This is a genomic window from Streptomyces sp. NPDC090032 (assembly GCF_044748025.1).
GTDB lineage: Bacteria > Actinomycetota > Actinomycetes > Streptomycetales > Streptomycetaceae > Streptomyces.
The window spans coordinates 244,508-257,387 of sequence record NZ_JBIVFF010000003.1; the positions used below are offsets into that span (position 1 = coordinate 244,508).

9 protein-coding genes are annotated in these 12,880 nt (G+C 71.9%); 8 read left to right on the top strand and 1 reads right to left on the bottom strand.

Annotated features, from left to right (window positions below; translation table 11 throughout):
- The first annotated feature begins 52 nt into the window (after nt 1-52).
- A complete protein-coding gene (gene pepE / locus ACIPWY_RS08165; RefSeq protein WP_393698077.1) occupies nt 53-781 on the top strand; it encodes a dipeptidase PepE in 729 nt (242 codons plus the stop codon).
- On the opposite strand, the gene ACIPWY_RS08170 is transcribed toward pepE, so the two are convergent.
- Nucleotides 744-2,501, bottom strand: coding sequence for an MFS transporter (locus tag ACIPWY_RS08170; RefSeq protein WP_362899671.1), 1,758 nt, complete (start codon nt 2,499-2,501; stop codon nt 744-746). The genes pepE and ACIPWY_RS08170 overlap by 38 nt on opposite strands.
- Before the next feature lie 220 nt (nt 2,502-2,721).
- On the opposite strand from ACIPWY_RS08170, the gene ACIPWY_RS08175 reads away from it, so the two are divergent.
- From ACIPWY_RS08175 to ACIPWY_RS08205, 7 genes are all read left to right on the top strand, one after another.
- A complete protein-coding gene (locus ACIPWY_RS08175; protein ID WP_393698080.1) occupies nt 2,722-4,908 on the top strand; it encodes an acyl-CoA dehydrogenase in 2,187 nt (728 codons plus the stop codon).
- Between the two features lie 44 nt (nt 4,909-4,952).
- Nucleotides 4,953-5,873 carry a LysR family transcriptional regulator gene (locus ACIPWY_RS08180; protein ID WP_362899673.1) on the top strand — a complete coding sequence of 307 codons (921 nt, stop codon included), beginning with the start codon at nt 4,953-4,955 and terminating at the stop codon, nt 5,871-5,873.
- 208 nt (nt 5,874-6,081) lie between these two features.
- Entirely contained in the window at nt 6,082-7,422 is a 1,341-nt protein-coding gene (locus ACIPWY_RS08185) for an MFS transporter (protein WP_362899674.1), read from the top strand.
- A 16-nt stretch (nt 7,423-7,438) separates the two neighbouring features.
- Entirely contained in the window at nt 7,439-9,094 is a 1,656-nt protein-coding gene (locus ACIPWY_RS08190) for an acyl-CoA dehydrogenase family protein (RefSeq protein WP_401532485.1), read from the top strand.
- The gene (locus ACIPWY_RS08195; protein WP_362899677.1) at nt 9,087-10,295 is read left to right on the top strand and encodes a CoA transferase; all 1,209 of its coding nucleotides are present in this window, start codon (nt 9,087-9,089) and stop codon (nt 10,293-10,295) included. The genes ACIPWY_RS08190 and ACIPWY_RS08195 overlap by 8 nt, the downstream gene beginning before the upstream one ends.
- 2 nt (nt 10,296-10,297) lie before the next feature.
- On the top strand, nt 10,298-11,479 hold the full coding sequence (locus ACIPWY_RS08200) for an acyl-CoA dehydrogenase family protein (RefSeq protein WP_362899679.1): 1,182 nt from the start codon (nt 10,298-10,300) through the stop codon (nt 11,477-11,479).
- 79 nt (nt 11,480-11,558) lie between these two features.
- Nucleotides 11,559-12,749, top strand: a complete 1,191-nt coding sequence (locus tag ACIPWY_RS08205) for a thiolase C-terminal domain-containing protein (RefSeq protein ID WP_393698087.1) — start codon at nt 11,559-11,561, stop codon at nt 12,747-12,749.
- Nucleotides 12,750-12,880 lie beyond the last annotated feature (131 nt).

The window sequence follows — 12,880 nt, forward strand, 5'->3', positions numbered from 1 at the left end:
CAGGGCCCCGCGCAGTCCTGAAGTCCTGAACCACCCCTGAGGAGTTACTCCCTTGAACCTGCTGCTGCTCTCCAACTCCACCCAGTACGGCCGCGATTACCTCGCCCACGCCCTGGACACCGTCACCGGGTTCCTGCCCCCGAAGGCCCGTCTCGCCTTCGTTCCGTACGCGCTCGCGGACCACGACACGTACACGGACCGGGTGCGCGGTGCGCTCGAAGGCGCCGGGATCGGCGTGCGCGGTGTCCACGAGGGCGACGACCCGGTGGCCGAACTCGCCGCGGCCGACGCCGTGTTCATCGGAGGCGGCAACTCCTTCCGGCTGCTGAGCGCGCTCTACCGCACCGGCCTGCGCGACGCCCTGATCGAGTCGGTCGGCGCGGGCCTGCCCTACATGGGCGCGAGCGCCGGCACGAACATGGCGGCGCCCAGCCTGCGGACGAGCAACGACATGCCGATCGTGCAGCCCCCGTCGTTCGAGGCGCTCGGCCTCGTCCCCTTCCAGATCAACCCGCACTACCTGGACCCGGACCCGGCCTCCACGCACAAGGGCGAGACCCGCGAGGAGCGCCTCACGGAGTTCCTGGAGGAGAACGACGTGCCGGTGCTCGGCCTGCGCGAGGGATCCTGGCTGCGGGTGAACGGCGAACGCGCCGCGGTCGAGGGCGAGCGTGCTGCCCGCCTCTTCACCCGCGGCGCGTCCCCCGAGGAGCTGCCGGTCGGCTCCGATGTCTCCGGACTGCTCAGTGCTGAGCCGCGGTTCGACTCTCCTGCGCGATGAGCTCAAGGGCCAGGTCGACGTCGACCGCCCGGTCCTCGCCGTGGTGCGTCGCCGCGGAGGCCCGCGGCGCGTGCCCGGCGGCGGTGGCGGCCAGCACGTACGAGCCGCCTGCCGGGACCTCCAGGGCGTAACGGCCCTCGTGGTCGGTGAGGGCGGCGCCCGCCTGGCGGCCGCGCCGGTCGATCAGCGTGACCTTGGCCCGGGAGACGGGCAGGCCCGCCGCGTCGAGCACCTGGCCGCGGAAGCCTCCGAGAACCTCCTCGGCACGCTCCAGCGCGGCGTCCTCCTCGCTGCTGGCGCGCAGCTGCGGCTTGGTCGCCTGCCGCTGCTTCGGCAGGAAGACGGCGAGCAGGACGCCCATGGCGACCGCGGCCGTGGCGATCAGGAACGAGACGCGGAAGCCGTGCATGGTGGGCACGGCCGCGCCGCCGACGTGGTTCGCCGTGTTGGCGAGGACCATGCCGATCACGGCGCTCGACACCGAGGTGCCGATCGACCGCATCAGGGTGTTGAGACCGTTGGCCGCACCCGTCTCGGACGCGTCGACGGCGCCGATGATCAGGGCGGGCAGCGAGGAGTACGCGAGTCCGATGCCGGCGCCCACGACCACCGAGATGACGATGGTCTGCCAGGCGGCGCTCATCAGGCCGAGGCCGGCGCCGTAGCCGACCGCGATGATCAGCATGCCGAGGATCAGGGTGATCTTCGGGCCGTACTTCGCCGAGAGGCGCGCGTACACGGGGGCCGTGAACATCATCGTGAGGCCCAGCGGTGCCACGCACAGGCCCGCGACGACCATCGACTGGCCGAGGCCGTAGCCGGTGGCCTTCGGAAGCTGGAGGAGCTGCGGCAGGACGAGCGAGATCGCGTAGAACGCGACACCGACCATGATCGAGGCGAGGTTGGTGAGGAGCACCTCGCGCCGGGCGGTGGTGCGCAGGTCCACGAGCGGGGCCTTGAGCTTCAGCTCCATGACGCCCCACAGCACGAGCACGGCGAAGGCCGCGCCGAACAGGCCGAGCGTCATCGGGTCGGTCCAGCCCCAGTCGCTGCCCTTGGTGATCGGCAGCAGCAGGAGGACGAGTCCGGCCGACAGACCGATCGCGCCGAGGACGTCGAAGCTGCCCTGGGCCTTGACCGAGCTCTCCGGGACGAAGATCAGGGTGAGCAGGATGGCGACGACGCCGAGGCCCGCCGCGCCGAAGAAGAGGGCGTGCCAGTCGGCGTGCTGGGCCACGAGGGCCGCCAGCGGGAGGGCGAGTCCGCCGCCGACGCCGATGGAGGAGCTCATGAGGGCCATCGCGGAGCCGAGCTTCTCGCGCGGCAGCTCGTCGCGCATCAGGCCGATGCCGAGGGGGATGGCGCCCATGGCGAAGCCCTGGAGGGCGCGGCCCACGATCATCACGATGAGGTCGCTGGTGAAGCCCGCGACGAGCGAGCCGACGACCATGATCGCGAGGCTGGTGAGGAGCATCCGGCGCTTGCCGTAGAGGTCGCCGAGGCGGCCCATGATCGGGGTGGAGACGGCGCCCGCGAGGAGGGTCGAGGTCAGGACCCAGGTCGCGTTGGAGGGGGCGGTGCCGAGCAGGACCGGGAGGTCCTTGATGACCGGGACGAGAAGCGTCTGCATCACCGCGACGGTGATGCCGGCGAAGGCGAGTACGGGGACGACTCCGCGTATTCCGCGTTGCGCGGTCGGCTGTTGGGTCGTCTGCGTCATTACGTAGGGCCTCCGGAGGCAGAGATTTCAGGCGTCGCGCGGCCGGCGGGTTTCGCGCGTCGGGTACGTGAACCTGAACCCGTTACCTGGGGCGACTATTCCGACGGGCGTCGTACAAGGGCAAGACTTGACGGTCTTTACCTTTTGATTACATGCCCGGGGGTCGCGGAAACTGCTTCTGACCTTCCGTCAGATTGGAACGTGTTCTACCGTGCGCCGCATGGGCATCGCGATCACGCAGGAGCAAGAGGAGCTGTCGGACGCCGTACGCGGCTGGCTCGCACGCGCCGTACCGCCCGAGGAAGTGCGCAAACTGCTCGACGCCCCCGCAGTCGCTGCGGGCCGCCCCGCCCACTGGGACGGCCTCGCCGGACAAGGGCTGCTCGGCCTCCATCTGCCCGAGGAGTACGGCGGCGGGGGCGGCGACCTCGTCGACCTCGCCGTCGTCCTCGAAGAGGCGGGCCGGGCCGCGCTGCCCGGCCCCTTCGCGGCGAACGCCGCCGCCTCGCTGATCCTGCGCCACGCGGGAGCCGCCGGCCTCGCCGCGTCCCTCGCGTCCGGCGACCGCATCGGTGCCGCCGCCCTCGGTACGGGAACGCTCACCGCAGTCACCGTGTCCGACGGGCTCGTCCTCGACGGGGTGGCGCCGCCCGTCCTGTCCGGCGGCGACGCCGACCTGCTCCTCCTGGCCGCCGAGTCCGCGACCGGGACCGTATGGGCCGCCGTCGACGCGGGCACCGCCGGAATCGGGATCCGCGTCCACGAGAGCGCCGACCCCACCCGCCCCACCGCGGAGATCACCGCCCGGGGCGCCCTCGTGCCGGCCGGCCGGATCCTCGCCGTCGACACGGCCACCGCCCGTGACCTGGCCTCCGTCGTCCTCGCGGCCGACGCGTGCGGCGTCGCGGCATGGGCGCTGCACACGGCGGCCGAGTACGCGAAGGTGCGGGAACAGTTCGGGCGGCCGATCGGGCAGTTCCAGGGCGTCAAGCACCTGTGCGCGGACATGCTGGTCCGGGTCGAGCAGGCGCGGGCCCTGGTGTGGGACGCGGCGCGGGCGGCGGGGGACGCCGAAGCGCAGGGTTCCGCCGAGGTGCGTGAGCTGGCCGTCTCCCTCGCCGCCGGGGCCGCGCTCGACGCCGCCTACTCCTGCGCCAAGGACTGCGTACAGGTCCTCGGCGGGATCGGGTTCACCTGGGAGCACGACGCCCATCTCTATCTGCGGCGGGCCGTCGTCGCGCGGCAGCTGCTCGGCGCGGGGGACGCGCACCGGCTGCGGGCGGTGCGGCTCGCGGAGGGCGGGGCGCGGCGCGAGCTGCGCCTGGAGCTGCCCGCCGAGGCGGAGGCGTTCCGGGCGGCGGCCCGCGAGGCCGTCGAGGGGATCCGCGGCCTCGACCCGGCCGCGGCCCGTCGCGCCCTCGCCCCCACCGGCTACGCGGCGCCGCACCTGCCCGAGCCGTACGGCCTCGGCGCGGGCCCCGTCCAGCAGCTCGCCGTACAGCAGGAACTCGCCGCCGCGGGCGTCCGCGTCAGTGACCTCGGCATCGGGACCTGGGTCGTCCCCTCGCTCCTCGCCTACGGCACCCCGCAGCAGCGGGACCGCTACCTCCTGCCCACGCTCCTGGGCGACGTCCTGTGGTGCCAGCTGTTCTCCGAACCCGGCGCCGGTTCCGACCTGGCCTCGCTGCGGACGAGGGCCGAGCGCACCGAGGACGGGCGCTGGCGGGTCAACGGGCAGAAGGTGTGGACGAGCGCGGCCCAGTGGGCCGACCACGGGATCCTGCTCGCCCGCACGAACCCGGACGCCCCCAAGCACAAGGGCCTCACCTATTTCGTCGTCGACATGAAGCGGACCGAGGGCATCGACGTACGGCCCCTGAAGGAGATCACCGGGGACTCGCTCTTCAACGAGGTGTACTTCGACGACGTGCTGCTCCCCGAGGACGCCGTGGTGGGGCAGGTGGACGACGGCTGGCGCGTCGCCCGGAACACGCTCGGCAACGAACGGGTCCACATGGCCGACCAGTTGACCTTCGACACGGGCCTGGAGGCGCTGATCGACCGCGCCGCGAGCCTCGACGGCGCGTACCGGGCGCGGATCGGCGCGCTCGCCGCGGAGGCGCATGCGCTGGGCTGCATCGGGCTGCGGACGACGATGCGGCAGGTGGCGGGGGCGGAGCCCGGCCCGGGGGCGTCCGTGCGGAAACTGGTGCAGACGCCGCACCAGCAGAAGGTCGCCGAACTCGCCCTGGAGCTCCTCGGCCCCGAGGGCGCCCTGCGCGAGGGGGCGGGGGAGCGGGCGCTGCACGGGTTCCTGATGTCGCGCTGCCTGACGATCGCCGGCGGCACGACGCAGGTGCAGCTGAACGTGGTGGCCGAGCGGATTCTGGGGTTGCCTCGGGACTGAAGGCTGAAGGCTGAAGGCTGTGGGGCGGGCCGTATCGTCGCCGCGTGGAGCTCAGACACCTCTCAGGATTCGTCGCCGTCGCGGAAGAACTGCACTTCGGGCGGGCCGCCGAGCGCCTGCACATCGCGCAGTCGCCCCTCAGCCAGCAGATCAAGCTGCTCGAACGGGACCTGGGCGTCAAGCTGTTCGACCGGACCACGCGGACCGTGCGGCTCACCGCGGCCGGGCACGCGCTGCTCGGGCCCGCCCGGCATCTGCTCGCCGAGGCGTCGGCCGTGCGCAGGACCGTGCAGGCCGCGCACCTCGGGGAGGTGGGCCGGGTCACCGTCGGCTTCGCCGGGGCCAGCAGCTACTCGGCGCTGCCGCTGCTGACCCGCGCCGTCACCTCCGAACTCCCCGGTATCGAGCTGGTGTTGGAGGGGCAGACGTACACCGGCGAGGCGCTCGGCAGGATCGCGGACGGGTCGCTCGACGTGGGGTTCGTGGCGCTCCCCGTGCGGCGCGGGATCACCGCGCGCGTCGTGCGGATGGAGCGCCTCGTGCTCGCGCTGCCCGACAGCCATCCGCTGGCCCGGCAGGACGAGGTGCACTTCTCCGAGCTGGCTCACGAGCAGTTCGTGACGTTCCCGGTCGCCCGCGGCTCCGCCGTGCGGGAGGCCATGGTGCAGGCCTGCCACGACGCCGGGTTCGCGCCCCGGATCGCGCAGGAGGCGCCGGACTCGTACAACATGCTCGCCCTCGTCGGCGCGGGCGTCGGGCTCGCCGTCGTCGTGGCGTCCGCGCGCGCCATCCATCTGGAACACGTCGTGTTCCGCCCGCTGGTCGGGGACGACGTGCCGGTGCTTCCCATCGCCCTCGGCTGGCGCACCGGAAACCGGTCGGCGCCCCTCCAGGCGGTCCTGCGCGTGGCGGAGGCGGTCCTGCCGACACCCCCGGACGCGCCCGACGCCACCGGATCCGGATGATCCCCCGGCATTTTGACGGATGACGTCTGACTGGACTCCGGTATTGGTCTTGGACACATCCTAATGAGCGGGTGCAGAGTGATCCACGTCTCGCGACGGAGCGATGAGCGCCGGGCGTGGAGCGTGGACAGGCACCGGCCGCTCGGTGGCCCCGCCCCCTCCGGCCCGTCCCCTCCCAGCGGGATGCCGCTACGAGAGGACGCTCGTCATGCAGCACGACGCCCCAGTCCCCGGGGTCAGCGCAACCCAGGCCCGTGACGCCCGCCGCGCCGGTGTCACCGCCTTCGTCGGCACCACCATCGAGTGGTTCGACTTCTACATCTACGGCTCCGCATCCGCTCTGGTCCTCGGCAAGATCTTCTTCGCCGAGGCCTCGCCCGCCGTAGGCACCCTCGCCGCCTTCGCCACCTTCTGGGTCGGCTTCCTGGCCCGCCCCCTCGGCGGCGTGATCTTCGGCCACTTCGGCGACCGGTACGGCCGCAAGAAGGCCCTCGTCACCACGCTCACCATGATGGGCGCCGCCACCTTCTGCGTCGGCCTGCTCCCCGGCTACGCGCAGATCGGCGCCGCCGCGCCCGTCCTCCTCGTCCTGCTGCGCATGATCCAGGGCGTCGCGATGGGCGGCGAGTGGGGCGGCGCCGTCCTCATCGCCACCGAGTACGCCCCGCCCAGGCGCAAGCTCCTGTACGGGGCGTTCGCCCAGCAGGGCTCCCCGGTCGGCAACCTCCTCGCCACGCTCGCCTTCCTCGGCATCGCCCAACTCCCGGACGCCGCCTTCGAGTCGTGGGGCTGGCGCGTCCCGTTCCTCTTCTCCGCCGTGCTCGTCGCCGTCGGCCTGTTCATCCGCCTGCGGCTCGCCGAGACCCCCGAGATGGCTGCCGCCCTGGAACGCAAGCAGACGTCCAAGCTGCCCATCAAGGACGTCCTGACCCGCTCGCCGATGCTGGTCCTGCTCGGGATGCTCGCCGGTACGGCCGGGGTCGCGATCACCTACGTCAAGACGACGTTCGCCCTGTCCTGGGCCACCTCCGACCTCGGCTTCGACCGCACGTCGTTCCTGACCGTGATCTCGCTCGCGCTGGTCGTGCAGGTGATCGTGCAGCCCTTCGGTGCCGTCCTCGCGAGCAAGTGGCCCGTACGCAAAGCCGTGCTGTGGATGCTGCTGCCCGAATTCGTCGTGCTGCCGCTCATGTTCGTCCTCGTCGGGACCGGCAACTTCTGGCTGGCCGTCCTCGGCATGGGCCTCGCCACCTTCCCGCACGCCATGTACTACGCGGCGCTCGCCGGCATCCTCGCCCGGGTCTTCCCCGTCGAGGTCCGCTACACGGGCATGTCCCTCTCGTACCAGCTGTGCACGACGCTGTTCGCCGGGACGGCGCCGATCGTCTCCCAGTTTCTGCTCAACGCCACCGGCTCGATCTGGCCCGTCGTCGCGCTGGGCCTCGGCTACACCCTCGTGACCCTCGCCGGCGTCCTGCCGCTGCTCGCCCGTACCGCCGCCGCCGCGCCACAGCCGGCCGCCGCCACCCGCACCGCCTCCCACGCCTGACCCGGAGAGATCCACCATGAACTACGCCGACCGCGACCCCGCGCTGCGCCCCTTCCTCGACCGTGTCCTGTCCACCGACGACCGCGCCCGCGTCGAGCCGCTCCTGACCGAACTCGGCGCGCTCGCGGCCGGCGACCTCGACCGGCAAGCCGCGCTCGCCGACGCCAACCCGCCGCGCCTGGTCCAGTACGCCCCGGGCGGCGAACGCGTCGACGAGATCGAGTACCACCCGGCCCACGACCGCGCCGCCGCCATCGCCTACGAGGAGTTCGGGCTCGCCGCGATGTCGCACCGCCCCGGCGTCCACGGCTGGCCGTCCAAGGTCCCGCACACCGTCAAGTACGCCCTGTCGTACCTCTATGTGCAGTCCGAGTTCGGCATGGCCTGCCCGCTGTCCATGACGGACTCGGCGGCGCGCATCCTGCGCCTGTTCGACCCCGAGCGGTACGCGGCCGAGATCGCCGCACTCTCCTCCACCGACCCCGAACTGCGGGCCACGGGCGCGATGTTCATGACGGAGAGGCAGGGCGGCACGGACGTCGGCCTGACGGAGACCGTCGCCACCGACCAGGGCGCGCACTGGACGCTCACCGGCAAGAAGTGGTTCGCGTCCAACCCGGGCGCCGACGTGATCCTCACCCTCGCCCGCGTCCCCGGCCAGGGCGAGGGCACCCGCGGCCTCGGCATGTTCCTCGTCCCGCGCCTGCGCCCCGACGGCACCCGCAACGCGATCCGCATCGACCGCCTCAAGGACAAGCTCGGCTCGAAGTCCATCGCGAGCGGCGAGGTCACCCTCGAGGAGGCGTACGCGACCCCCGTCGGCCGGCTCACCGACGGATTCCGGCAGATGGCCGAGATGCTCAACGTCTCCCGGCTGTCCAACGCCATGCGCGCCACCGCCCTGATGCGCCGCGCCGTCCGCGAGGCCGTCGACCACACCCACGCACGCCACGTCTTCGGCAAGCCGCTCTTCGAGCAGCCCCTGATGCGGGCCACGCTCCTGCCGATGATCATCGACACGGAGGGGGCGCTCGCGCTCGTCCTGGAGGCCGCGGCCGAGCTCACGGCCGCCGACGACGGCGACGGGACTGCCCGCGACCTGGTCCGCGTCCTCACCCCGCTCGCCAAGCACACCCTGTGCAAGCGCGCCCGCTCCGTCACCGGTGAGGCCATGGAGATCCGCGGCGGCAACGGCTACATCGAGGACTGGGTCGACCCCCGGCTCGTGCGCGACGCGCACCTCGGCTCCATCTGGGAGGGCTCCTCGAACGTCATCGCGCTCGACGTGCTGCGCTGCATGCGCCGCCAGGGGGCCCACCGCACCCTCGCCGACACGTACGGCGACCGCGCCGAGACGCGGGGTCGCTGGGAACTGCTGCGCAAGAAGGGCGACGCGCTCCTCGAACTCCCCGCCGACGAGCAGGAGATGAGGATCGGCCGGTACGCGGACGAGCTCACGCGCGCCGTCATGGAGACCCTCCTGTACGACCAGGCCGCCCACGAGGCGGAGACCACCGGCAACGGCCGCGCCCTCCTCGTCGCCCGCACCTGCACGGCGCTCCTCGACGCCCCGGACACCCCGCCCCGCCTCGCACTGGACCACCTGGCCGAACTGGCCGAGGGTGGACAGGTCACGCTCTCCCCGGCCAAGGAGGTCGCCGTACATGTCTGAGCAGCCCCGCCCCGCCGCACCGCTGGCCGGTATGAAGGTCGTGGACCTGTCCAAGATCCTCGCCGGGCCCTACGTCACCATGTCGCTCGCCGACCTCGGCGCCGACGTCATCAAGGTCGAGCACCCCGACGGCGGCGATCCGACGCGCGCCTGGGGCCCGCCCTTCAACGGCCCCGACGCGACCTACTACCTGGCCGCCAACCGCAACAAGCGCTCCGTCACCCTCGACCTCAAGTCCCCCGAGGGACAGGAGGCCGTCCACCGCATGCTCGCCGACGCGGACGTGATGGTGGAGAACTTCCGCCCCGGCAGCTCGCTCGCCCGCGTCTTCGACTACCGCGAACTCAGCGAGCGCTACCCGCGGCTGGTCATCCTGCACATCTCCGCGTTCGGCGACACGGGCCCGCTGCGCGACGAGCCCGGCTACGACATGGTGGCCCAGGCGTCGGCCGGCCTGATGTCCCTGACCGGCGAACCCGACGGCCCGCCCGTCAAGGCCGGCTACGCGATGGGCGACCTCGGCGCGGCCCTCTTCGGCCTGATCGGCGTCAACGCGGCACTCGTGGAACGTGAGCGCACGGGCCACGGCCAGTACGTCACGACCTCCCTGTACGAGTCCCAGCTCGCCCTGCACATCAACTGGGCGACCGGCTACTTCGCCACCGGGGAGCGCCCCACCCGCCTCGGCTCCGGCCACCCGAGCCTCGTCCCGTACCAGGCCTACCCGGCGTCCGACGGGCACTTCGTGATCGCGGTCGGCAGCGACGGCCTCTTCCGCAAGCTGAGCGAGGCGCTCGGCCACCCGGAGTGGGCCGACGACCCGCGCTTCGCCACCAACCGCGCCCGCGTCACGCACCGTACGGCCCTCAACGCCAAACTGGAGTCCGTCCTCGTCGACGACACCGTGGCCAACTGGTGCGCCCTGCTGAAGCCGCGCGGCGTCCCCGTCGCGCCGATCCGCACCCTCGACGAGGTCTACGACTGCCCGCAGACCGAGGCGCTCGGCATGGTCCAGAAGGTCGACCACCCGGACGTGGGCCCGCTCCAGCAGGTCGCCTTCCCCGTCACCTTCCGCGGCGAGCGCCCCGCGGTGCGCACCGCCCCGCCCACCCTCGGCCTGCACAGCCGGGACATACTCACCGAACTCGGTTACGACGAGTCCGCCATCGACCGCCTGCTCGACCACCCTCAAGGAGCCTGATCATGCCGTTCGCCGCCCTCGACCCCGTCGACCCGCTGAACCTCGAAGCGCTCTTCACCGACGAGGAGCGAGCCGTGCGCGACACGGTCCGCCAGTACCTCGACGACAAGGTCGAGCCGCACATCGCCGAGTGGTTCGAGAGCGGGGAGCTGCCTGACCTGCCCGAACTCGCCCGCGAATTCGGCAAGATGGGCCTGCTCGGCATGCACCTGGAGGGCTACGGGTGCGCCGGCATGTCGGCCCGCGCGTACGGCATCGCGTGCCGCGAGCTGGAGGCGACGGACTCGGGTCTGCGCTCCTTCGTGTCCGTGCAGGGTTCGCTGGCCATGTTCGCGATCCACCGCTTCGGCTCCGAGGAGCAGAAGCAGGAGTGGCTGCCGCGCATGGCGGCGGGCGAGGCCATCGGCTGCTTCGGTCTGACCGAGCCCGACCACGGTTCCGACCCGTCGTCCATGACGACGCGCGCCCGCCGCGACGGGGACGACTGGGTCCTCGACGGCCGCAAGATGTGGATCACGAACGGCTCGGTCGCGGCCGTCGCCGTCGTGTGGGCGCAGACCGAGGACGGCGTGCGCGGCTTCGTCGTGCCCACCGACACCCCCGGCTTCTCGGCGCCGCTGATCAAGCACAAGATGTCGCTGCGGGCCAGCGTGACCAGCGAGCTGGTCCTCGACGGCGTACGCCTGCCCGCGTCGGCCCAGCTCCCCGAGGCGCGCGGCGTGGGCGCGCCGCTGACCTGCCTGAACGAGGCGCGCTACGGCATCGTGTGGGGCGTCACCGGCGCCGCGCGCTCGGCCTGGCAGGCGGCCGCCACGTACGCGGGCCAGCGCGAGCAGTTCGGCAAGCCGATCGCCGCGTTCCAGCTCACGCAGCAGAAGCTCGTCGACATGGCGCTCGAACTCCACAAGGCGACGCTGACGGCGCTGCGCCTGGCCGACCTGAAGGACTCACCCGCCGGTGTCCACCCGGCGCAGATCAGCTTCGGCAAGCTGAACAACGTGCGCGAGGCCATCGAGATCTGCCGCACCGCCCGCACGATCCTCGGCGCCAACGGCATCTCGCTGGAGTACCCGGTGATCCGCCACGCCAACAACCTGGAGTCCGTGCTCACTTACGAGGGCACGACCGAGATGCACACGCTCGCGCTCGGCCAGGCGCTGACGGGTCACGCGGCCTTCCGCTAGGAGCCCGCCCTTCCCTCATGAGCCTCCTCCTGCCACTATCTGACGCATCGTCAGATAGTGGCAGGAGGGTTCCACAGCCATGAGGTCGTACATAGTCGGCGTCGGAATGACCAAGTTCGAGAAGCCCGAGAGTCGTGACTGGCAGTACTGGGACATGGCGAAGGAGGCCGGCGCGGCCGCCCTCGCGGACGCCGGTGTGGGGTACGAGGACGTGGAGCAGGTCCCCGTCGGCTACTGCTTCCAGGCCTCCACGGCCGGGCAGCGCGCGGTCTACGAACTCGGCCTGACCGGCGTCCCCGTCTACAACGTCAACAACAACTGCGCAACGGGATCGAGCGCGCTGATGCTCGCCCGGCAGTTCGTCGAGGGCGGCATCAACGACTGCGTACTGGCGCTCGGCTTCGAGAAGATGCAGCGCGGCGCGCTCGGCGGGGGAGCCGACGGCGGGGACTTCAAGACATCCCCCGTAGCCAGGCACTACGGAATCATGGCCGCGAAGCACGGCTTCGAGATGTCCCCGCCCACCGCCCAGATCTTCGGCGACGCGGCCCGCGAGCACATGGAGAAGTACGGCACGACCGAGGCCCAGCTCGCCGCCGTCGGGGCCAAGAACCACCGGCACTCCGTGAACAACCCGTACGCCCAGTTCCAGGACCCGTACACCGTCGACGAGATCCTCGCCGCGAAGACCATCCACGCGCCGCTCACCAAGCTCCAGTGCTCGCCCACCTCGGACGGCGCCGCGGCGGCCGTCGTCGTGTCGGAGCGCTTCGTGGAACTCCACGACCTGGGCGACAAAGCCGTCGAGATCGCCGCGCAGGCGATGACGACGGACACCGGGGAGTCCTTCGCCTCCGGGTCCTGCATCGACGTCGTCGGACAGCCCATGTCGCGCGCCGCCGCCACCCGCGTCTACGAGACGTCCGGGCTCGGCATCGAGGACGTCGACGTGATCGAACTGCACGACTGCTTCTCCGTCAACGAACTGCTCACCTACGAGGCGCTCGGCATGTGCGCGCCCGGCGCCTCCGGAAAGCTCGTCGAGGAGGGCGCGACGACGTACGGCGGACGCTGGGTCGTGAACCCGTCGGGCGGCCTCATCTCCAAGGGCCACCCGCTCGGCGCCACCGGCATCGCCCAAGCGGCCGAACTCACCTGGCAGTTGAGGGGAGAGGCCGGGGCGCGCCAGGTCACGGACGCCCGCGTGGGACTGGCCCACAACATCGGACTCGGCGGCGCCGCCGTGGTGACGATGCTGCGCAGGTCCTAGGTCTGGTCGTCAGCCTTGTCGTCGGTCTGGCCGTCAGTCCTGTCGTCACCGGGGCGAACGGAAGGGTGACGACATGACGTGGGGCGGCCTCTCGTCCGGACCAGGACCTAGTCCCTGCGGACCAGCGCCGG

Excerpts from the sequence above, each read along its gene's own strand:
- ACIPWY_RS08170 (WP_362899671.1), bottom strand. The coding sequence starts at position 2,501 with ATGACGCAGACGACCCAACAGCCGACCGCGCAACGCGGAATACGCGGA.
- ACIPWY_RS08175 (WP_393698080.1), top strand. The coding sequence starts at position 2,722 with ATGGGCATCGCGATCACGCAGGAGCAAGAGGAGCTGTCGGACGCCGTA.
- ACIPWY_RS08185 (WP_362899674.1), top strand. The coding sequence starts at position 6,082 with ATGCAGCACGACGCCCCAGTCCCCGGGGTCAGCGCAACCCAGGCCCGT.
- ACIPWY_RS08190 (WP_401532485.1), top strand. The coding sequence starts at position 7,439 with ATGAACTACGCCGACCGCGACCCCGCGCTGCGCCCCTTCCTCGACCGT.
- ACIPWY_RS08195 (WP_362899677.1), top strand. The coding sequence starts at position 9,087 with ATGTCTGAGCAGCCCCGCCCCGCCGCACCGCTGGCCGGTATGAAGGTC.
- ACIPWY_RS08200 (WP_362899679.1), top strand. The coding sequence starts at position 10,298 with ATGCCGTTCGCCGCCCTCGACCCCGTCGACCCGCTGAACCTCGAAGCG.
- ACIPWY_RS08205 (WP_393698087.1), top strand. The coding sequence starts at position 11,559 with ATGAGGTCGTACATAGTCGGCGTCGGAATGACCAAGTTCGAGAAGCCC.